The following is a 23,258-nucleotide window of genomic DNA, read 5'->3' on the forward strand; positions in this document are numbered from 1 at the left end:
GGATTTAGGAGGGGCTTTTCGTATCTTTGATTTTCTATGGAAAAAGCTTTCAAAAATGAGATCAAATCTCAATTCCCGTACTTGTGTAACACCAGGCTTTTGCTTGCAGTAAGCGGCGGGGTAGATAGCGTGGTACTGGTCCATTTATGTAATTCGGCTAAACTTGATTTTGCTTTAGCACATTGCAATTTTAACCTTAGAGATGAAGAAAGTGATGCCGATGAAGATTTTGTAACCGACCTTGCAAAAAGGTTAAAAGTGAAGCTTTTTGTAGAGAATTTTGATACCGAGCAATACGCTAAAGATAATGGCCTATCCATTCAAATGGCGGCACGAGATCTTAGGTATGAATGGTTTGAAGAATTAAGAATAAAACATCAATTTGATTATACCCTCACGGCTCATCACGCGAACGATAGTTTAGAAACTTTTTTTATTAATTTATTACGAGGTGCCGGTCTGGAAGGTTTAAGCGGTATAAATGCTGACAGTAATAAGATAATAAGACCTTTGCTTAATTTCTCCCGAAAAGAAATAGAAGCTTACGCGAGAGATAATAATATTGCCTGGCGAGAAGATAGCACGAATGCTTCTACAAAATACCTTCGGAATAAAATTAGGCACGAGCTTGTACCTGTTTTAGAAGAAATAAATCCGCAGTTTTTAGAAACTTTTTTAATAACTCAATCTCATTTAAAAGAAAATGAGGAATTGGTAGAGGATTATATGAGTTTGCTCTACCCAAAAATTATAGGTAAAACAAAATACGGTTACAGCCTGGATATAAATTATCTTAAAAAAGTACCGAATACTTCAGCCATTTTATACCAATTGCTTAAATCTTTCGGCTTTACCGAATGGAACGATGTTTACAATTTATTAGATGCACAACCGGGAAAAATGGTTTTTTCAGCATCACACAGGTTAATAAAAGATCGGGATTATTTGCTGCTTACCGAAATTGATAAAACGGAAAATAAAACTTATAAAATTGCGAAAAATGAAGATTTTGCAATGTTGCCAATGGGAACTTTTTCATTTTCAGAAGTTAAAGAAATAACAGAAAAAACTTCAAATTGTATTTATGTAGATCCTGAAAAATTGGATTATCCGCTCATGGTAAGAAAATGGCAGGAGGGCGATATATTTTATCCTTTTGGGATGAAAGGAAAGAAGAAGTTAAGCGACTTCTTTAAAGACAAAAAATTATCTTTGCCCGAGAAAGAAAACAGCTGGTTGCTGTGCTCTGGCGAAAAAATTGTTTGGGTGATTAATCAGCGTGCCGACAGGCGTTTTTCAATTACTTCACCCGATCAAAAAATTATAAAAATCACTTTCAGTTTATGAAATATCTGGCGAGTCTGCTCTTATTTTTTATTCCATTTATCCAATTACAGGCACAATATTTTGACGACGGGAGCGGAGATTCCCAAATGGCAGATCCCATAAGCTGGGAAGCTTCCGTAGAAAAGGAAAACGATAGTATCTTCACGCTTATTTTTACTGCAAATCTTGAAGATGGCTGGCATTTATATTCGCAAAAGGAAGCCGATATTGATATTGCGCCTATCGCCACGACTTTCTCTTATAATAATACTGAAGAAAATTTTGAACTTATTGGTGAAACTACAGAGCCAGATATAGAACCTATTTACGACAAGGTTTTTGAAGCCGATATCACCTATTTTGAAGATGAAGCGGTTTTTAGGCAACAAATAAAAGTACAGCCTGAAAGTGATCCTGAAATTATTGCCGAAATTTATTTCTCTGTTTGTGATGATGAAAAATGTTTGCCTCCGGAAACCGAACGTTTCAATATTTCTCTTGAAGACAATGAAATAACCGCAGGTTTTACCGACCTGGAAATTTCTGAAAAAGACAAAGAACTTACCGAAGCATTAAACATTAATGTTTCAGGAATGGAAAAATTTGCCCCTGAAGAGGAAGAGGGCAATAATTTTCTAAATATTTTTCTGCTTGGTTTTATTGGTGGTTTAATCGCTTTGCTTACACCTTGTGTTTTTCCTATGATTCCGCTTACGGTTTCTTTTTTTACCAAGGGCGCTAAAAACCGACAAAAAGGATTGGTTAACGCGATTTTATACGGTTTTTTCATATTCATTATCTATGTTTTGCTCAGCTTACCTTTTCATTTACTGGACAGTGTAAATCCTGAAATTCTCAATAATATCTCCACAAATGTTACGCTGAATATTATTTTCTTTATCATTTTCATCATTTTCGCGTTCTCTTTTTTCGGTTATTATGAGATCACCTTACCGAGTTCCTGGAGTAATAAGATGGACGATAAAGCTTCTAGCGTGGGAGGTTTTGTAGGCATCTTTTTTATGGCACTTACATTAGCTTTAGTTTCTTTTTCCTGTACCGGCCCTATTTTAGGTTCACTCCTTGGTGGATCGCTTACCAGTGATGGTGGTGCGATGCAGCTTTCTATGGGAATGGGTGGTTTTGGTCTTGCGCTGGCGCTTCCTTTTGCACTTTTCGCTCTATTTCCTAACTGGCTTAATTCTTTGCCAAAAAGTGGCGGTTGGCTAAATACGGTAAAAGTAACCTTAGGTTTTATAGAATTAGGACTGGCCTTTAAATTCCTTTCTAACGCCGATCTTGTGGAACATTGGGGACTTCTAAAGCGTGAAATTTTCCTTGGAATATGGATTCTTGTAGGTTTAGGACTTATGGCTTATTTATTCGGATTTATTCGTTTTCCTCACGATGGGCCTAAAAAGAAAATCAGTAAAGTTAGATTTGGTGTGGGCGTGCTTACTTTCTTATTTGTACTTTATTTAATTCCCGGTTTAACCAATACTTCTGCAGCCAACCTTAAATTATTAAGTGGTTTTCCTCCACCATTATTTTATAGCATTTACGACAAAGGTACCGAAGCACCTTTAGGCCTGGAAGCATACAAAGACTGGGATAAAGGCCTTGAAGCCGCCCGGGAGCAAAACAAACCTATAATCCTGGATTTTACCGGTTGGGCCTGTGTAAACTGCCGGAAAATGGAGGAGCAGGTTTGGAGTAATCCAGAAGTTTTTGACGTTTTAAATGAAGAATATATTCTTATTTCCCTGTATGTAGACGATAGAAAGGAACTCCCCGAGGCAGCGCAGTTTAATTATCTAAAACCAAAAGGAGGAATAAAACCTATTGAAACTATTGGTGATAAATGGGCAACTTTTCAAACCCTTAATTTTAAAAATAATTCCCAACCATTTTATGTGTTGCTGGATAATGATGTAAATCTTCTTAACGAACCTGTTGGTTACACGCCAAACGAGTCAGAATATCTTACCTGGCTTCAAGAAGGTCTTACTAAATTCCAGGAGACAGCGGTAAAATAATCTAAAGCGGGTTAAGCCAGGAAGGCATAAAAGGGAAAATGTTTTTAATTTAGAAGCAGGCCTTGACGCATTTAAAACTCGATTATCGACTAAAATTCCTTTAGGTTTGTCGGGGTAATTTCTATCTTAGGGGCTTAAAATATCCCTTAACTATGAAATTATTCCGTTTAAGTTTTATTCTTCTGTTTTTGAGTTTTTTACCCGTTCATCTTATTTCACAAGAAGAATATGATGTAAAAGAACATTATAACAAAACAGAAGTAGATATCCCAATGCGGGACGGAACTTTGTTACACACTACCATCTATTCCCCAAAAGATACTACTAAAGAATATCCTATTTTAATGCAACGAACTCCATATAGCTCCCGGCCTTATGGAAAAGATCAATTTCGTTCGCTTATTAGCCCGAATGAATATTTGATGAAAGAAGGGAATATAGTGGTTTACCAGGATGTACGGGGCCGCTGGATGAGTGAAGGGAGGTATGATAATATGCGGGCAATTATTCCGAAAAAATCTGGAAATGAATTTGACGAATCCAACGATACTTATGATACTATTGAATGGCTTATTGAGAATGTAGATAATAATAATGGTAGGGTAGGAACCTGGGGAATTTCGTATCCCGGTCACTACGCTGTTGCTTCTTTAGTAGATGCTCACCCAGCTCTAAAAGCCTCATCTCCACAAGCCGGAATAGGTGATTTCTTTTTTGACGATTTTCATCACAATGGGGCTTATTTATTGAGTTACTGGAGAGCAACCGCACTTTTTGGATATGACAAAACCAGCCCTACTACCGAAGCCTGGTACGAATTGCCGGGTCTTGGTACCCAGGATCAGTACCAGTTTTTTTTAGATGTGGGACCACTTAGTAATCTGGACGAATATTATGGAGAAGACAATATATTTTGGCAACAACTAAAAGAGCATCCAAATTATGATGAATTTTGGCAGAGTCGCGGGATTATTCAGCATTTAGAAGATATTGAACCCGCCGTAATGGTTGTGGGCGGATTGTTTGATGCTGAAGATCTTTACGGTCCTTTTAATACTTACAAGAAAATTGAAGAAACCAGTGATAATTATAATATCATGGTTTTTGGCCCGTGGAGCCACGGCGATTGGGCGAGACAAACCGAAAGGCAGGCTGTAGGAAATGTTTATTTTGGCGATAATATTTCTGAAAATTATCAAAGAAATATTGAAACAAAATTCTTTAACCACTTTTTAAAAGAAGACGGCGATGGTGATGTAGATCTAGCTGAAGCTTATGTTTACGATACCGGAGCCCGAAAATGGAATTCTTATGAAGCCTGGCCTCCAAAAGAAGCAGAATCTAAAGTTTTTTACCTGGGAGATAACCAGGAATTAACCAACGAAGCTACCAATAATGAAGAAAGCTTTGTAAGTGACCCTGCAAAACCTGTATCATATAATAATGAAATTAAAGCGGTGTTCACTCCAAGAGAATATATGACAGGCGACCAGCGTTTTGCCGCCAGGAGACCAGATGTTTTGGTTTTTGAAACCGAAGTACTGGAAGAAGATATGAAACTTACCGGTGAGATTTTGGCACGTTTAAACGTGGCAACCACAGGAACTGCGGCAGATTGGGTGGTAAAAGTAATAGATGTTTACCCGGCCGACTCAGAAGATTACGAAGAAACCATGGACCATCTTGATATGGACAACTACCATATGATGGTGCGTAGTGAAGTGATGCGAGGCAGATTTAGAAACAGTTTTGAAAATCCCGAGCCATTTGAGCCTAACAAGAAGACCCCGGTAAATATTACGCTGCAGGATATTAACCATACCTTTAAAAAAGGACATAAATTACAAATTCAGGTGCAAAGTACCTGGTTTCCGCTTATAGACAGAAATCCTCAAACTTTTGTGCCAAATATTTTTGAAGCCGAAGAAGAAGATTTTCAGAAACAAACCCACACCATTTATGGAGATTCTGCAATAGAATTTTCAATATTAAAAGAATAGCCTATGAGTATTAGATTTATTCATAAAATCCTTCTAATCAGTTTCCTGTTTTTAGGTATTTCATGTAGTCAAAAAGAAGGAAATTATTCCGAAGAAGAAATAGCAGAACATTCGGCAGAATTAAATGAATATTTTGAAAAAGAATTTCAAAAAGACGTGGAAGAATCGCCTATGATGCAAACCCAATTGGGACAAAAAACCAATTATGGGAAGTGGGACGATTTTTCACACCTTAAATATGCCGAAGATCGAAAAAAAGCTAAAAAGCGTTTAGAATATTTAAAGAAAGTAGATGCTTCAGCCCTAAACGAGCAAACGCGTTTGAGTTACGATTTATACCTTCAGAAATTAGAAAATGAAGTCGCCGATTATGATTTTCGGTTTTATAATTATCCGGTAAACCAGATGTTTGGGCGCCATGCCGAGCTGCCAGCTTTTTTAATTAATATGCACCGTATAGATTCTATAAGCGATGCCGAAGCTTATATATCCAGGCTAAAGGGGATTCCCAAGGTTATGGAAGAGGTTATTGGAAATCTAAAAATTAGGGAACAAAATGGGATTGTTCCGCCGGTTTTTGTTTTTGACAGGGTTTTGGAATCCAGTAGAAATGTAATTAAAGGCAAACCCTTCGGCAAATCTGTAGAAAACAGTGCCTTACTCAACGACTTTAAATCTAAGCTATCTAAGCTGGAAATTACAAAAGCGCAGGAAAAAGAACTCATTTCAAAAGCTGAAAATGCTCTGGTTAAAGAAGTAAAACCCGCTTACGAAAATTTAATTTCTTTTCTGGAAACTCAACAAAAACGTGCAAATAATGATGCTGGCGCGTGGAAATTTCCAAAAGGAGACGAGTTTTATGCCAATGCTCTTAAAAGAACTACAACTACTAATCTTTCGGCCCAGGAAATTCATCAAATAGGGTTGGATGAAGTAGCACGTATTCACGGCGAAATGGAAAAAATAAAAGAAGAGGTAGGCTTTGAAGGCACACTACAGGACTTCTTTGAGTTTATGCGTACTAATGAGCAATTTTATTACGCCAACGATTCTCTTGGTAAACAAAAATATATTGCTGAAGCTACCGAAATTATAAACACAATGAAGGCGAATTTAGAAGAACTTTTTCTCACAGAACCTGAAGCAGAACTGGTAGTAAAAGCGGTAGAACCTTTTAGAGAAAAAAGTGCCGGGAAAGCATTTTACCAACAACCTGCAAAAGATGGTTCAAGGCCGGGAACTTATTATGCTAATTTATACGATATGGCTGCTATGCCTACTTACCAAATGGAAGCTTTGGCATACCACGAAGGTATCCCAGGCCACCATATGCAAATTGCCATAGCCCAGGAGTTGGAGGATATTCCGCAGTTTAGAAAGTTTAGTTTTTACACCGCTTATGTGGAAGGTTGGGGCCTCTACAGCGAATTATTACCAAAGGAAATAGGGTTTTACAAAGACCCTTATTCTAATTTTGGTAGATTGGCAATGGAACTCTGGCGTTCTTGCAGGCTAGTGGTAGATACGGGAATTCACGCTAAAAAATGGACCAGGCAGGAAGGAATAGAATATTATAAAGCGAATACGCCCAATGCAGAAAGTGACTGCGTGAAAATGGTAGAACGACACATTGTTATGCCGGGGCAGGCTACAGCCTATAAAATAGGAATGAATAAAATACTGGAGTTAAGGGAAGAAGCAGAACAAAAACTAGGTGATGATTTTGATATTAGGGAATTCCATGATGTAATTCTATTAGATGGAGCTTTACCTTTGAATATTCTGGAAGAAAAAGTAGATAACTGGATTTCCGGTAAAACCAACTAAAAAAAATAATTTGAAAACTCAAAAAGAAGATTTAAAAACGGTAGCTATTGTTAATAATAACGGGAGTGAACTCCAGGTTCTTAACTATGGTGCTGCTGTTATAAGCCTTAAAATAAAAGATAAGGCCGGGAATAAAGTGAATGTGGTGGTTAGCCCGCGGGCAGAAGAATTTATAACTTCGGCCTATAAAGAGCATAATAAATGTTTTGGTGCTTCGGTGGGGCGTTATGCCGGTAGAATTTCCAATGGGGAGTTTCAGTTGGATAATACTACCTATAAATTAAATGAAACCAATAATGTTCATCTTCATGGCGGCGAGAATGGATTTCAGTATAAAATATGGAAAATTGAAGAAGAGGAAGTGGCGCCCAATCCTTCAGTAAAACTAACTTATTTCAGCAAGGACGGGGAAGAATATTATCCTGGGAATTTACAGGTTGAGGTTAAATATACGCTTACTGAAAATGATGAATTGCTTATAGAATATTCGGCTAAAACCGATAAAAAAACTGTGATTAATCTTACCAATCATACTTATTTTAACCTTAATGGAGGTGGCAGTATAAGCGATCATTTTTTAAAGATTGAAGCTGAAAAAATCCTTGAAGTAGATAAAAACTTATTGCCTACCGGTAATTTAACCAAACTTAAAAAGCATCCTAAAAACTTTATTGAAGGTAAATTAATTGGAAACAGGAGCCTGGATGATACCTATGTTTTAAAATCTGATAAAGATGAAGTTGCGGCAAGGCTTTTTGCTCCTTTAACCGGAATAAAGATGGAAGTAAAAACCAATCAAAAAGCACTGGTGGCTTATGCTCCAGAAAACCTTCCGGAAGATTTGAATTACCATACCGAAATCGCTGAAGAATATCCTTCGTTATGTTTAGAGGCACAAAATTTCCCTGATGCTCCTAATTTTAGAAACTTTCCTGAAGCGGTTTTAAAACCGGGAGATCAGTACTACAATTGGATCTCATATAACTTCTCGGTTAGCGGTCAATAATAAGTTTATGCCTTAAGTAGGATCAAAACTCATATATAATTTTATATTTAACAAAATTTTTAAATAAGCTATGGTTGGAATTTTATCATTCATTGGTTTTACCCTATTAGTGGCTGTAATTGCCTATTTAGCCACCAGAAAAACCGATGAAAGTACAAGTGATGGATATTTTCTTGGTGGAAGGAGCCTTACTGCAGGAGTTATTGCAGGTTCGGTTTTACTCACAAATTTATCTACAGAACAAATTGTAGGTTTAAATGGCCAGGCTTTTAGTGAAGGAATTTTAGTAATGGCCTGGGAAACCCTTGCAGCCATAGCCATAGTAATAACCGCATTATTCTTACTACCACGTTATTTAAAAGGAGGGCTAACCACAGTACCACAATTTTTAGAAAAACGTTTTGATAGAGGAACCAAAACCCTGGTTTCGGCGCTATTCCTATCGGGGTATATGATTATTTTCTTACCTATTGTTTTGTATTCCGGTGCATTAGCAATTAGTACGATGTTCGGAATTCCTGAAATGTTGGGAGTTAGTGCAAATACCGCCTTATGGCTTACGGTATGGGGGATAGGGATCGTAGGATCTATTTACGCAATTTTTGGAGGGTTAAAAGCTGTAGCAGTTTCAGATACTATTAATGCTGTAGGTTTACTCGTAGGAGGTTTGTTAATTCCCATTTTTGGACTTATGGCTATTGGAGACGGCGGAATTATTAATGGGCTGGAAGTTTTAGTAGATTCTAATCCCGAGAAGTTTAATTCTATTGGAGGGCCTGAAGCTTCGGTTCCTTTTTCAACAATATTTACCGGAATGATGCTTGTGCAATTATTTTACTGGGGAACCAACCAGGCAATTATTCAGCGAGCTCTGGCGGCTAAAAACCTTAGGGAAGGCCAAAAAGGTCTAATGCTAGCTGCTTTTATAAAGATTCTCGGGCCAATTATCGTAGTTCTTCCGGGTATTATTGCCTGGCATATGTTTCAGGGCGATTTAGATAATGCCGACCAGGCATATCCTGCTTTGGTAAATGCGGTACTTCCACCGGTACTTACAGGATTTTTTGCGGCTGTGCTTTTCGGTGCAATTTTGAGTTCTTTCAATTCAGCATTAAACAGTTCGGTTACCCTCTTTGGAATAGATATTTACAAACAATATTTTAACCAGGAAGCCAGTGAAGCCAAAGTAGTAAAACAAGGAAAACGCTTTGGAATATTCCTGGCCATTGGAGCTATGCTTATTGCGCCTTTTATAGCCAATGCGCCCCAGGGGCTTTTTGGGTATTTGCAGGAAGTAAACGGAAGTTACAGTATTCCAATTTTAACTATTGTTATTGTAGGTTATCTTACTAAACGAATTCCAGCGATTGCGGCTAAAGTGGCTATTTTTAGTGGGGTTGGGTTCTATTTAATCTATTTGGGACTAAAATATTTTGTTGTTGGGGAAGATGCATTACCGCATTACCTTCACGTAATGGCGATATTATTTGTTCTAAACGTGCTCATTATGTTTATAATAGGGAAATGGAAACCAAGAATTGAACCTTTTATCTTAGATTATACAAAGCAGGTAGATATCCAGCCATGGAAACTGGTAAAACCAGTTGGGCTGGGAATTGTGGTTCTTGTAGTATTTATTTATGCTTATTTTGCCCAATAACCATGCTGAAAATATGAGCTTTAGGAATTTTCATATCTTAGTCTAAACATCAATTTTTAATGAAACCGTTTCAAAAGGATTTCTACATTCAGGAAGATAAAATGTACGTAGCTACAGACTGCGTAATTTTTGGATTTGATGAAGGAAACCTGAAGCTTCTCATTTTTAAAAGAAGGGTTAAACCACTTATGGGAACCTGGTCTCTTATAGGAAGTTTTGTGAAATTGGATGAAGATGTGAAAGAAGCCGCAAAACGTGTTTTAAAGGAAATAACCGGCCTGGAAAACGTGTTTATGGAAGAACTAAAAACCTATGGCACCACGTTTCGTGATCCTGGATATAGAACTATTTCTATTGCCCAGTATGCTTTAATAAGAATTGGCGAGTATGATAAGGAATTGGTAGAAAGACATGGAGCGCATTGGTATGATATAGAAGATGTGCCAGATTTGGTGCTGGAACATAACCAGATGGTGAAAGATGCCCTGGTTAGAATACGCAGAAAAGCCAGGTATAAACCCATAGGATTCGAATTACTTCCAGAGAAATTTACCATTCCGCAATTACAAAAGCTTTATGAGGCCGTTTATCATAAAGAAATCGATTCCCGAAACTTTAGAAAAAAAGTACTTTCCTTAAATGTGTTGGTTAAATTAGACGAAAAAGATATGTCTACTTCGCGGCGAGGTGCATTTTTATACAAATTTGACCGCAAAAAATACCTGAAACTTCAAGAGTCCGGCTTCAATTTTGAAATCGCGTAAGTGAAGTTTTTTCTTCTAAAAATGTGTTAAGAAAATTTTAAAAAAATCTTTTCCGAAAAATTTGTTTTCTGAAAATTAATTGTAATTTTTACGTTTATAATAATTTGCTAAGAAAAGATAGTTGTGGAATACATATTTGAGTCAATCGTTTTTCCTTCAGCCTTGTTTTTATAATTAAAGTCTTATTCCCGGTGAGTTTCACCTGAATTTTGACTTTTCTATTTTATTATACCAACTTAATATATAAATAATGGACAAGAAATTCACAAGACGTAATGCGTTAAAAAGTATAGCCATTGGTTCAGGGATTTTGAGCCTGGGTGGAGTAGCATCTTCTTTTGCTGCTATGAAATATATAGATAACAACAGCTTACCTAATAGAAAAAAGAACAATGTTAAGCATTCGGTTTGCCGATGGTGTTTTCAGAATATTCCTTTAGATGAATTTGCAAAAACCTGTGCGAGTATGGGAATTCAGGCAATAGATCTTTTAAAACCTTCAGAATGGGATACAGTGGAAAAATATGGCCTGGTTTGTTCTATGGCAACAGACGATTTTGCCAGTATTGAAAATGGATTTAATGAGCCAAAAAACCATAAAGATCTTCAGGAAAAATATAAGGGTTTAATTGATAAAGCTTCAAAACATAACATTAAAAACGTAATTGTTTTCTCGGGAAATAGACGCGGAATGGATGAGAAAACCGGAATTAAAAATTGCTCAAAAGGTTTAAAGCCGCTGCTTAAATACGCTAAAAAGAAAAATGTAAACCTGGTAATGGAGTTGCTTAACAGTAAGGTTAATCATCCAGATTATATGGCAGATCATACCGAATGGGGTGTTGCCCTGGCTGAAGAAATGGGAGCAGATAACTTTAAATTGCTCTACGACATTTACCATATGCAGGTAATGGAAGGAGATATTATTGCTACAATTAAAAAGCACCATAAACACATAAATCATTATCACACTGCCGGAGTTCCCGGTCGTAACGAAATTGGTGATACCCAGGAACTTTTTTATCCTGCAATTATGAAAGCCATTGTAGAAACCGGTTTTGAAGGTTTTGTTGCCCAGGAATTTATTCCTACCAATTCCGATGAAATTTCTTCATTAAAGAAAGCTATTGAAATTTGTGATGTTTAAAATTTATATATGAAGAAGAGATTTTTGCTGAGTTTTATATTTTTTGTAATCAGTTTTATAAGTTTTGCCCAGGAAAAAGAAGATGTTTACGTAGATAATGAAGGCCTGATGCGTTGGGGGCATAACGATGCAGAAGTCAAAGGTTTTGGAGTCAATTATTCGGTACCTTTTGCGCACGGCTATCGAAGTGGTGAGAAATTAGGTGTAGATCTAAAAAAAGCGATAGATAAGGATGTTTATCATTTTTCCCGACTCGGTTTTGATCTTTATAGAATTCACGTTTGGGATACTGAAATTAGTGATGAAGAAGGCAATTTAATATTAAACGAACATCTCGAGTTATTTGATTATTTATTGAAAAAGCTCAAGGAACGTGATATAAATTTCGTGGTTACACCCATTGCTTATTGGGGAAATGGCTGGCCGGAACCCGATGAAGATACTCCCGGATTTTCTAACAAATACGAAAAAGCCGGAAGCTTAACTGAGCCCGGTGCTATTAAAGCTCAGGAAAATTATTTGAAGCAATTCCTGAATCACGTGAATCCGCATACGGGCGTAGCTTATAAAAATGAGCCAAACCTTATTGCTTTTGAAATTAGCAACGAACCGCACCATAAAGGAGAGCCTGAAGAAGTGCAGGAATTCATTGAGAAAATGGTGAAATCAATGAAAAGCACCGGCTCTAAGAAACCAATTTTCTATAATGTAAGTCATAGTATTCATCTCGCCGAATCTTATTTTGATGCTGGAATAAATGGCGGAACTTTTCAATGGTACCCAACAGGATTGGGGTTTCAGAAGGAATTGGAAGGGAATTTGTTACCAAATGTAAACGATTATCATATTCCGTTTAATGATGTAATTGAAGAAAATAACGCGGCGAAACTCGTGTACGAATTTGATGCCGCCGATGTGATGAAATCTTATATCTATCCTGCAATGGCAAGGAGTTTCCGGGAAGCCGGAATCCAGATAGGAACTCACTTCGCTTACGATCCTACTTATTTGGCGTTTGGAAATACCGAATACAATACGCACTATATGAACCTGGCCTACACGCCACAAAAAGCCCTCTCCTTAATGATTGTGGGAGAGATTTTTCATCAGGTTCCTGTAAATAGTGATTTAGGTATTTATCCAGAAAACCTGGAATTTCAGGATTTTACGATTGATTATGAAAAAGATCTCGCGGTATTAAATTCTGAAGAAAAATTTATTTATACCAATACGAATGATAATCAGCCAAAATCCTTAAAAAACCTCAAGCAAGTTGCCGGTTTTGGTAATTCTGAAGTGGTTAAATATGAAGGTAAAGGCGCCTATTTTCTCGATAAATTAGACGACGGTGTTTGGAGATTGGAAGTAATGCCTGATGCTATTTTGGTCGATAATCCTTTTGGAAGCAACAGCCTTGAAAAAACCGTTGCGGTGATCAAATGGAATAAATGGGAAATGACTTTAGATCTTGCCGGTTTAAATGAAGACTTTAGCCTGAAAGTTTTAAACAAAGACAATGAGTTTACACCTGAAGTTAACGGGAAAACTTTTAAAATTCGTCCCGGAACTTATCTTTTGAAAAATAAAGGAGCCGAAATTGATGAAAATTCAGATATAAATTTAAGGTTCGAGCTGGAAGAGTTTACCGCTCCGGAAAGTACCGTAGCGCAAACTTATGTTATGCACGAGCCGATAAAAGAACTTAGGGAAAATTCTTCATCTGAAATTACTGCAGAGATCGTTTCAGACAAAGAAATAGAAAAAGTAGAAGCCTGGTTGCAAAACGGGAATACTTATGAAGCTATTGAGCTTAAAAATAATAACGCTTATAATTATTCGGCGGAAATTCCGGAAAATGTGTTGAAAAATGGCTTTTTGGAGTATCGAATTATCGTTACTACTAATAAAGGAAAAGAAACTTTCCCCGGTGAAGTTTCTGGAAGTCCTGAAGATTGGGATTTTTATTTTGAAGAGGTATATACCACACAAATTGTAAAAGAGACTAAACCGCTTTATATTTTTAATGCTTCAGAAGACGAAGATTATGTAGTAGGCGAGTGGAGCCCTGAAAATAAGCTCGTGCCAACTGATATTCCGGGCGAAGCAGAATATCAGGTAAAAGTGGAGAAACTTTTTGAAAAAGATGTTGAAAACCCTGAGGCAGAACCGGTTTACGATTACTCTTTTCGATATAATTTCAATAGAAAAATTACCGGTCGTAAAAGCGAGTTAAATTCCAAAAATAGCCTTGTGATCAAAGCCAGAGCATTAACCGAAAGAACAGATAAACTTCAAATTGCCTTGGTAATGAAAAACGGAGCGGCTTTTGGAACTACATTAGATCTTGACCAGGAGACCAAAACTTATAAAATTGATCTTTCCGCTTTAAAACCGGTTAAAACAGTGAGTCTGCCAAGACCTTATCCTTCATTTTTACCGTATTATTTCGAACATTCTTATGAAGGCGATTTTGAATTAGAAAATACAGAAGCGCTGCAATTTTCAATCGGCCCGGGAATTGAAGATATTAAGCTGGAAAAGCCGCAGGGAGTTGGGATTATTTCGGTGAGTTTGGAATAATAAAATGAAAAAGGCGGTTTGAATAAACTTCATTCGTCAAGCTGAACTTGTTTCAGCTTCTTGTTCTAATTGCTAGCATCTTAGATTCTGAAATGAATTCAGAATGACGAGTTAAAAATATTTTCCTTCCTACAAACAAAAATGCCTTTTGAAAATTTTCAAAAGGCATTTTTTATCTAATCTAAACAAGAGACTATCCGCATTTGGAAGAGCCGCAATCCTGACAGGTAAGGCAGCCTTCCTGATAGATAAGATTAGATGAATTACAATTGGTACATTTTTGTTTCTTGGCAACGGTACCATCGGCGATAAAGCGTTTTAGCGCCCTGGCAACTCCGTTTTTCCAGGTGTTTATAGATTCACTGTCTAGCTGCAGGCTGCTTATTAAATCTACAACCTTTTCAATTGGCATCCCGTGTCTAAGCGTGGTAGAGATCAATTTAGCATAATTCCAGTATTCCGGGTTGAATTTATGCGATAAGCCTTCTATAGTTGTCTTGTAACCTCGTTTGTTTTCATATTGGAAATCGTAACGAGAAGTTCCATCTTCATTTCTGGCTTTTATAATAGTCCCTTCAGTCACCCAGCGCGGAAGTAGAATTCCTTCTTCATCATCGGCAAAACCGGTAAAGATCTCGTATGGTCTATCGTCTATTAGGCCAATAAATGCAATCCATTTGTCCTTATTATTCTGGAAACGAACCACATCTGCGGTTAAGCTTTGCGGACGAGTAGTTGGGAATGGTGTATTGTTTTCTTCTTCAGCTTCCTCTTTTTTCTCCTCGTTAGAAATAAGAACTCCAGAGCGAGAACCATCACGATATACGGTAACTCCTTTACAACCGGCTTGCCAGGCTTCTAAATATAGTTGACCCACCAATTCTTCGGTAGCATCGCTTGGTAAATTAATGGTCACACTAATAGAGTGATCTACCCATTTTTGTACAGCTCCCTGCATTCTTACTTTACTCAGCCAATCAACATCGTTAGAAGTGGCTTTGTAGTAAGGAGAAGCTTTTACAAGTTTGTCCAGCTCGGCTTGTGTATAATCATCGGTTATTTCGTGGCCATTAACCTTCATCCATTCTTTAAATCGATGGTGGAAAACCACGTATTCTTCCCAGGAATCGCCAACTTCATCTACAAAATCTACACGGGAATCTTTATCGTTAGGATTTACTTTTCTTCTTCGTTTGTAAACAGGCATAAATACCGGCTCAATTCCAGAACTGGTTTGCGTCATTAAACTCGTAGTACCTGTAGGAGCAATAGTAAGTAAAGCAATATTACGGCGGCCGTATTCCAGCATATCATAATACAATTTCTCATCTGCCTCTTTAAGTCGAAGAATAAAAGGATTTTCTTTTTCTCTTTCTGAATCAAAAATTCCGAAAGCACCTCTTTCTTTTGCTGCATAAACTGAAGCTCTGTAAGCTTCAATAGCGATGTGCTTATGGATTTTTACTGAAAAATCTACACCTTCATCACTTCCGTATTTAATACCTAAAGCGGCAAGCATATCACCTTCAGCAGTGATGCCAATTCCGGTTCTTCTACCTTCTTTAGCTTTGGTTTGAATGTTTTTCCAAAGATTATATTCTACACCTTTAATTTCTGAACCTTCAGGATCTGCTTCAATTTTAGCAAGAATTGCATCAATTTTTTCTAATTCAAGATCAATGATATCGTCCATAATGCGCTGTGCAGCGGCAATATGTTTTTTGAAAAGTTCAAAATTGAAAGAAGCCTCTTTAGTAAACGGATTTTCTACATAAGAAAATAAGTTTATAGCTAACAGCCTACATGAATCATAAGGACAAAGCGGAATCTCCCCACATGGGTTGGTAGAAACCGTTTTGTAACCAAGATCGGCATAACAATCTGGGACCGATTCGTTAATTACGGTATCCCAGAAAAGAATTCCAGGCTCAGCCGATTTCCAGGCGTTATGTACTATTTTTTTCCAAAGCTTATTAGCTTCGATCTCTTTAGATTTCTTCGGATTTTCGCTAAAAATTGGATATTTCTGAACATAATTGCGATCTTCTTTAACCGAGCGCATAAATTCGTCATCAATTCTTACCGATACATTGGCGCCGGTTACTTTTCCCTGCTCCATTTTTGCATCTATAAAGTCTTCAGAATCTGGGTGATTAATAGAAACAGAAAGCATAAGCGCTCCACGACGCCCATCCTGCGCAACTTCACGAGTGGAGTTAGAATATCGTTCCATAAAAGGAACGATACCGGTAGAAGTAAGGGCAGAGTTTTTTACCGCCGAGCCTTTGGGGCGAATGTGGGAAAGGTCATGACCAACACCACCACGGCGTTTCATAAGCTGAACCTGTTCCTGGTCTATTTTCATAATCCCTCCATAAGAATCTGAATCGCCATCGTTACCAATTACGAAACAGTTAGAAAGGGAAGCAATTTGGTAAGGGTTACCTATACCGGCCATTGGGCTACCTTGAGGGACAATATATTTAAAGTCTTTAATAAGGTCAAAAACCTCATCTTCACTCATTGGGTTTGGGTAGCGTTGCTCTACACGGGAAATTTCTTTTGCAATTCTACGATGCATATCGTTTGGCGTAAGCTCATAAATATTCCCCTGGGAATCTTTAAGCGCATACTTATTTACCCACACCCGTGCGGCTAAATCATCTCCTTTAAAATAGTCTAACGAAGCTTTAAAAGCCTCATCCTGGCTATAAGTCTTAGGAGCGGCGGTAGTAGTGTTCACACCCATATTAATTTTAGATTTTGGATTAGTAATAGTTTCAAGCGGAATGTAAATATAGACAAAGAAGTACAAGAATATAAAATCTTGTTTAAAAAAGTTATCAAACAAAAATTGTTAATAAGCTTGTTATCAGTTAAATATGAATTTATCAACATTTGAAAGTTGACAAATTTGTAAAAAAATAGAATTAAAGTTTGTGCGGGAGTAAATTGCTGAAGCTGAAGTAGAGAAAGTGATTTTTTACTGGATAATCGGTACTAAATGCTCCGAGGACTGCCTCGAAATCAAATTAAATTTTTCAATAATAATGCGTGAATTTGCTCCAAAATTCTTTACTGAATTATAGCTTAAAATCTACGAATATTTTAGTTGAATTTAAACAAAAACGGTCACCTATGTAATAACATCTTTAAAGAAAGATGCTATTACATAACCACAAAGATTTATAGAAAGCTATTATTTAATTTTATGTCCTTTAACTGCAAAAAACCATATATATAAATAACTTGGGATAACAATCCAGTAAGCTGATTGCGGATCAAAGGTATCAGCAAGATAGCCATAAATAAGTGGTAAGATTGCACCTCCCGCCAGGGCCATAATTAAAAATGAAGATCCAATTTTAGTAAACCTACCCAATCCGTGTAGTGCAAGTGGCCATATGGCCGGGAATACCAGGGCATTAGCAAGACCTAACAAAGAAATACTTAAGACCGATATGTATCCATTTGTAAAAATGGCGACCAGGCCCAATATTATTCCTAATATTCCAGAGAGCTGTAAGGCATTCTGCTGACTAATATATTTTGGAATCGTTACGGTACCAATTAGATAACCAACGATCATTGCAATTAATGTATAAGTGGTGAAAAATTTAGCTACATTGGTAGGGATATCGTGGGCATCTCGGGCATAGCTAATCACTGTATCCCCGGCAATTACTTCCACACCAACGTAAAGAAACATTGCAAGGGTACCCAATAATAAATTAGGGAATTGTAAAACATTGGTTTTATTTTTATTGGCGGCTGCGAGAGTTTCATCTTCTTCATCAGTTTTAATTTCAGGTAATGATGAATAGTAAATTAAAACAGAAAGGCCTATAAGGATTATTGCCATTACAATATATGGTGTTATTACCCGTGCTGAAAGCGCATCCAGTTCAGCGGCTTTTTCTACCGCATTCATCCCAGTAAGGCTCGCTTCCACTTTGTCCATATTTTTAAGCAAAATAGCACCAAAGATGATTGGGGCCAGTGCTCCTGCAAGTTTGTTACAGATTCCCATTATACTCATCCGTTTTGCCGCACTTTCAATAGGACCTAAAATGGTAATATAAGGGTTAGCAGCAGATTGCAGCAGGGCTAAACCAGTGCCTTGAACAAATAATCCGAATAAGAATAAAACGTAAGTTCTTGATATAGCCGCTGGAATAAAAATTAGGGCACCAACAGCCATAACAACTAATCCCGTAGACATACCCTTTTTAAATCCTATTTTTTTTAGAACCCATGCCGAAGGTATTGCCATAACCAGATAGGAGATGTATGAGGCGAAAGCTACAAGGTAGGATTCAAAATTATTGAGCTGACTCGCTGTTTTGAGATATGGAATTAAGACAGAGTTCAACCAGGTAACGAAGCCGAAAATGAAAAATAATATTCCAATTATGATGATGGATTTGTTTGTTTCTTTAGTCATGGATTTATTTTTAATATTCTATTTACTTAAAACAGTATTGTGATAAAGGCTTAGCTCATTGCTCAATTTGCCTTTGGGTTATTTTATGATAATCGGTACATATTAGAATTTTAAGCGAAAAATTTACCAGTAACCCCGGTTACTGGATTTATAAAGAATACACTTAAAATTTTCCTAGCAATATTTTTATAAGTTCTGTAAAGCCTTTTGAGCTTTATCTATCATTACAGAAGCTGATTTATTGTTAAGCTCATCTATTGTGAAAGAGGACAGTATTTTATCAATTTGTAAAAGCGCTTCAGTATTATTATTCCTTTTAAATTCAGACTTTAAGATTTGAATTTTTTCATAGGCTTGTATTCCAGCTAATAGCTTTTCAAAGCGTATAGATGTTCTTCCGCCCGGATAAATAAAATAGGTGTCTCCAGCTGCCCAGGTGGTAAACCTGCTGTCTAAAAGTGGCTCCAGAACCCAACTGTTGTAAGCCCAACGTAAAAAACCATCTAACTTTTTATTGGCGGCATACCAGCCATACCATTCGGTTTCTGAAGGCTCACTAAAAGTGAAGCTATTGGGATAGGGATGGGAGCAACTGGTATAGAAAGTACTTGTTTTCCCCTGTTTTTTACGGGATTCAATAATTTTATCGGGATAATTTTCACTTAATGTAATTGAATAATCATCTATAGCATCAAACAATTCAGGATGACTATTACCTGCAAAAGATATTTTAAAATTCTTATCAGCATTTTTTATAACTTTCATAGCCGCTTCCATAGATTCCATAGGGCGTTCATCCATAGCGATATAAGTTTTATCAAACCATCCTTTTTCTTTTAAATGGGCAGCGAAGGCTTTAAGCATAGCTGTCCAGGAATTTTTGTATTCTTCCTCGCCGGGTTTGGTTTTAAGGTGTTTTGTAGTATTGGCAGCTTCATCAAAATAAGCAAAGCTTAGTTTCCAGGGAATCATACTGTAGGCATTAATTTGTTTGGTCACGCCTGAATCCATCATAAATTCTACCCACTTATCAAAAACATCAAAACTAAAATCCCATTTGCCATCAAGCTTCTTAGTCCACCGAACCATAGAATGAAAAGCATCCTGTGTTTGGCCATCCCAGGGACGGTCAATAATACTTGCTGTAATAGATTTTCCTCCAGCATTTACATAATGATGAATATCCTCTTCCATAGCTTTAAAGTGTTCATCACTCCATAAATCGGTTTTAAAATATCGGGCTGCAGCATATGGATTTTGCCATAGATCCAGATGGAAGTTCCATTCTTTTGGAGCTGACAAACGGCGTTCTTCTACCGTAATAGTTATAAATAACTTTTTTAAAATTTTACTACCATCCTTTATTTTTAAAGTTCCCGAATAAAGCCCTGGTTTGGTATTCCGGGGAACCTGAATGGATAACCAGCCGGGTCTTGTAGTTTGTTTTAATACCTTGAAATCTTTTATTTTATGATCTATAACATCGGCCACTAAAGTTGAATCAAAGTTTGCCGGGACGCGATGGCCACAGGCTCCTTTTTGATCTTTATTAAGTTCATCGGTTAATACATAGCGAACAAATGCACTTTCTATTTGCTCCTTTGAAATAACCTGGTTATTATTTCTGTTTTTTAAATCTGATATTTCTACACTTAGGCTTAAATCTTTTTTTCCTGCTGAAACTACCCATTGGGCAGAAAGTTTTTCTCCCCTCCAGCCTTGCAGGTTTAAATTAGTTGAAAGTGAATCTTTCGATACCGGTTTTTCTTTCTCGTACCTCTTACTGGTTTTACCCCATCCCACTATAGTTCTTTGAGAATCATTCCAAAGTTTAACAGGAGTGGGAGTTGGGTTTGCTAATTCGTGATACGAATCAACTGGAAAAGGCATCTGGTTTGTGTGTTGCCCGGAGTGAGTGACTCCTTCCGGACTTTGTGCCTGAGAAAAATTGAACCAACCCAGGAGAATAATAGCGCTCCAGGTTTTTATTATTCTGAATTTTTTGAAAGTCATATGATGAAATTGAATATTATAATCAATTTAGCTTCTTGTAGCGCTAAATACTGCTTTTAGTGGATTAAAATCAATATTGATTTAGACGCTCGATTTGGTATTGATTGAACCACCATTCACCAGGTTAATAGGCTTCACATTTTATATTTTTAAGCATATCTATAGTTATTTTCTTAAGATCGTATTTAGGTTTCCAACCCCATTCCTGTTCGGCCACCTCATCATTAATGCTCTGTGGCCAGCTGTCTGCAATATGTTGTCGAAAATCAGGTTCATATAAAATTTTGAAATCTGCGATATGTTTATTGATTTCTTCAGCAAGTTCAGCCGGTGTAAAACTTACTCCGGAAACGTTATAGGATGTACGTGTTTTAATTTCTGAAGCAGGTGCTTCCATCAATTCCAATGTGGCTCTTATGGCATCGGGCATATACATCATGGGTAGACGGGTATCTTTACTAAGAAAACAGGTGTATTTTTTATCTTCTTTAGATTTATAAAATATATCTACAGCATAATCGGTAGTACCACCACCAGGTTGGGCTGAATAAGATATTAAGCCAGGGTAACGCAGGCTTCTCACATCAACTTTAAATTTTTTAGCATAGTAATTACACCACTGCTCGCCGGCCTGCTTAGAGATTCCATATACTGTACCTGGAATCATTCTAGGGTTTTGGGGGGTATTTTTACGCGGAGTGTCATTTCCAAAAACAGCAATAGATGACGGCCAGAATATTTTAAGCTGGTATTTTCTGGCAGCCTCTAAAATTCCTAAGAGACTCCGCATATTTAAATCCCAGGTAAAAAGAGGATTATCTTCCCCTTTGGCTGAAAGGATAGCAGCTAAATGATATATCTGGGTAATATTTTCAGTTACAATAATATTTTCAATGTGCTTAGAATCGGTAGCATCTAAGGTTAGAAATTTTACTGAATTAAATTTTTTAGCTGATTCTGAGTTAATATCACTGGCCAGAATATTACTGGCTCCATATTTTGAAGCTAAAGCAGTGGTGAGTTCAACTCCTAATTGTCCCGCTGCGCCCGTAATTAATATTTTTTCCATTAAAAAAGTAGTGAAAGTATTTTTAAGATTGATTTAGAGTTGTTAAGGTAAATTTTCAAAATTTATTTGTGGTGCATTCCCGGTTGCTTCCCTTTCAAAATTAGTATTGACTTCGGTTGTTTCATTAAAAAAGCCACAATTTTTCAAATAATATCCTCCTGTGGTCTCTCCTCCGGCATAATCAAGCCTATGTTTTTGATTGGCGGTGGCATCAGCTGTGAAAATGGTCTCAGTGAATTCTATCCAGCCCTGTTCCTCATCATAAAGCCATTGGTTTTTATAGTGAGCCTTACGGGAAATATCTCCGGTAGCAGGGACAAAATTTTCCAGGAAAGAATATAAACGGCCTAAATAATTACTGGATTTTGGCCTTCTAAAGCTTGCAATAAGTTCCCATTCGTTATTTTCTGGCGTATAGAAATATGCGGAATAATCTGTATGATTTGGACCTGCAGGCTCACCTTTCAGTAGGAATTTGTAAGTGGTATTGGTTTTCCACATAAATTTTTTAAAACTCTGTCCTCCAGAGCCTTCATTGCCAAACTCGCCGGTATAGACATCATCTCCTTTTTTAAGCATAATAATTTTTTGATCTTCCGGAATTTCATCAGGGTTTTGCGTCTCGTAAGGACTCCAAACCGAAAATAGGATTCGACGTTCATTTTCTGAATTTACCTGCATGCCAAAATAACCGTGAGAAAATCCATTTGCCATATAGTAAGAACCTATCACATCTTCTCCCTGTGGTACCACTATTTCATTGTAAAAATAAGTGGGTTTTTTACTTTCTTCCGGGATGGGGTAACGCAAATGAACTGAAGGGCCACGACGACCAAAATGGAAATTGTCTTCTACGAAATTCACTTCCCCCTCGGTAACCGATCCAGCCAAAAGGAGTTCTTTGATTGTTATTTTTTCATTTGATTCCGGTTCTATAACTTTAATAGATACTTGCTGGTAACCTGAATCTTCAAGTTCAAATTCACCTAAATAAACCTTCTGGAAGTCTTTGTTTTTAACCTGAATTTCGTGGCTTTCTCCAGCCAGTGATACTTTTAGTTTGGTATTTCCTGAAGTTGATTTCAGGTTAAGTCCAAGTTTTACCAATCCTGATTTGTTGGTTCTAAAATAACTTTGAATAGGTTTTTTGCCATCCCAATTATGTACACCTTCTTTTTTAATAATTTTTCTATCTTCTTCCTGATTGTTGGAAATCCACGAATTTTCACCTAAAGGAATTTGATAGGTATATTCTGGTTCCTCTTTATCCTGTGTACAAGAAGTTAAAAATATACCCAGATAGGTTATTAATATAGCAACTTTGTATATGTTAAATTTCATCAATTTTTATTTTAAGGAAACCCCAATTAATATTATTGGGGTTTC

14 protein-coding genes are annotated in these 23,258 nt (G+C 37.0%); 9 read left to right on the forward strand and 5 right to left on the reverse strand.

Translation table 11 applies throughout. The features are described 5' to 3' along the window. The first annotated feature begins 36 nt into the window (after nucleotides 1-36). The 9 genes from tilS (at nucleotide 37) to AO058_RS09885 (ending at nucleotide 14,346) form a co-directional block, all read left to right on the forward strand. Nucleotides 37-1,347, forward strand: coding sequence for a tRNA lysidine(34) synthetase TilS (gene tilS / locus AO058_RS09845; protein ID WP_075326290.1), 1,311 nt, complete (start codon nucleotides 37-39; stop codon nucleotides 1,345-1,347). After that, nucleotides 1,344-3,362 carry a protein-disulfide reductase DsbD family protein gene (locus AO058_RS09850; RefSeq protein ID WP_075326291.1) on the forward strand — a complete coding sequence of 673 codons (2,019 nt, stop codon included), beginning with the start codon at nucleotides 1,344-1,346 and terminating at the stop codon, nucleotides 3,360-3,362. The genes tilS and AO058_RS09850 overlap by 4 nt, the downstream gene beginning before the upstream one ends. A gap of 152 nt (nucleotides 3,363-3,514) precedes the next feature. After that, nucleotides 3,515-5,362, forward strand: coding sequence for a CocE/NonD family hydrolase (locus AO058_RS09855; RefSeq protein WP_075326292.1), 1,848 nt, complete (start codon nucleotides 3,515-3,517; stop codon nucleotides 5,360-5,362). A gap of 3 nt (nucleotides 5,363-5,365) precedes the next feature. After that, nucleotides 5,366-7,189 carry a DUF885 domain-containing protein gene (locus tag AO058_RS09860; RefSeq protein ID WP_075326293.1) on the forward strand — a complete coding sequence of 608 codons (1,824 nt, stop codon included), beginning with the start codon at nucleotides 5,366-5,368 and terminating at the stop codon, nucleotides 7,187-7,189. Between the two features lie 10 nt (nucleotides 7,190-7,199). After that, a complete protein-coding gene (locus tag AO058_RS09865) occupies nucleotides 7,200-8,195 on the forward strand; it encodes an aldose epimerase family protein (RefSeq protein WP_083634161.1) in 996 nt (331 codons plus the stop codon). Between the two features lie 70 nt (nucleotides 8,196-8,265). Next, the gene (locus tag AO058_RS09870) at nucleotides 8,266-9,855 is read left to right on the forward strand and encodes a solute:sodium symporter family transporter (protein WP_075326295.1); all 1,590 of its coding nucleotides are present in this window, start codon (nucleotides 8,266-8,268) and stop codon (nucleotides 9,853-9,855) included. 59 nt (nucleotides 9,856-9,914) lie between these two features. Continuing rightward, nucleotides 9,915-10,619, forward strand: coding sequence for an NUDIX hydrolase (locus AO058_RS09875; protein ID WP_075326296.1), 705 nt, complete (start codon nucleotides 9,915-9,917; stop codon nucleotides 10,617-10,619). A 250-nt stretch (nucleotides 10,620-10,869) separates the two neighbouring features. Next, nucleotides 10,870-11,766, forward strand: a complete 897-nt coding sequence (locus tag AO058_RS09880) for a hydroxypyruvate isomerase family protein (protein ID WP_075326297.1) — start codon at nucleotides 10,870-10,872, stop codon at nucleotides 11,764-11,766. Between the two features lie 9 nt (nucleotides 11,767-11,775). Then, entirely contained in the window at nucleotides 11,776-14,346 is a 2,571-nt protein-coding gene (locus tag AO058_RS09885) for a hypothetical protein (protein WP_075326298.1), read from the forward strand. A 193-nt stretch (nucleotides 14,347-14,539) separates the two neighbouring features. Here the strand turns inward: AO058_RS09885 and AO058_RS09890 are convergent, their stop codons facing one another. The 5 genes from AO058_RS09890 to AO058_RS09910 all read right to left on the reverse strand — a co-directional run bounded on the left by AO058_RS09890 (nucleotide 14,540) and on the right by AO058_RS09910 (nucleotide 23,213). Further along, the gene (locus AO058_RS09890; protein WP_075327941.1) at nucleotides 14,540-17,095 is read right to left on the reverse strand and encodes an adenosylcobalamin-dependent ribonucleoside-diphosphate reductase; all 2,556 of its coding nucleotides are present in this window, start codon (nucleotides 17,093-17,095) and stop codon (nucleotides 14,540-14,542) included. 450 nt (nucleotides 17,096-17,545) lie between these two features. Beyond that, nucleotides 17,546-18,790: a sugar MFS transporter gene (locus tag AO058_RS09895; RefSeq protein WP_075326299.1), complete on the reverse strand. Its 1,245-nt coding sequence runs from the start codon at nucleotides 18,788-18,790 to the stop codon at nucleotides 17,546-17,548. A 186-nt stretch (nucleotides 18,791-18,976) separates the two neighbouring features. After that, on the reverse strand, nucleotides 18,977-20,803 hold the full coding sequence (locus AO058_RS09900; protein ID WP_075326300.1) for a DUF4091 domain-containing protein: 1,827 nt from the start codon (nucleotides 20,801-20,803) through the stop codon (nucleotides 18,977-18,979). Between the two features lie 124 nt (nucleotides 20,804-20,927). Further along, nucleotides 20,928-21,872 carry an NAD-dependent epimerase/dehydratase family protein gene (locus AO058_RS09905; RefSeq protein WP_075326301.1) on the reverse strand — a complete coding sequence of 315 codons (945 nt, stop codon included), beginning with the start codon at nucleotides 21,870-21,872 and terminating at the stop codon, nucleotides 20,928-20,930. 42 nt (nucleotides 21,873-21,914) lie between these two features. Next, nucleotides 21,915-23,213: a DUF3472 domain-containing protein gene (locus AO058_RS09910; RefSeq protein WP_232228820.1), complete on the reverse strand. Its 1,299-nt coding sequence runs from the start codon at nucleotides 23,211-23,213 to the stop codon at nucleotides 21,915-21,917. Nucleotides 23,214-23,258 lie beyond the last annotated feature (45 nt).

It is taken from the genome of Salegentibacter sp. T436, assembly GCF_001932675.1.
Lineage (GTDB): Bacteria > Bacteroidota > Bacteroidia > Flavobacteriales > Flavobacteriaceae > Salegentibacter > Salegentibacter agarivorans.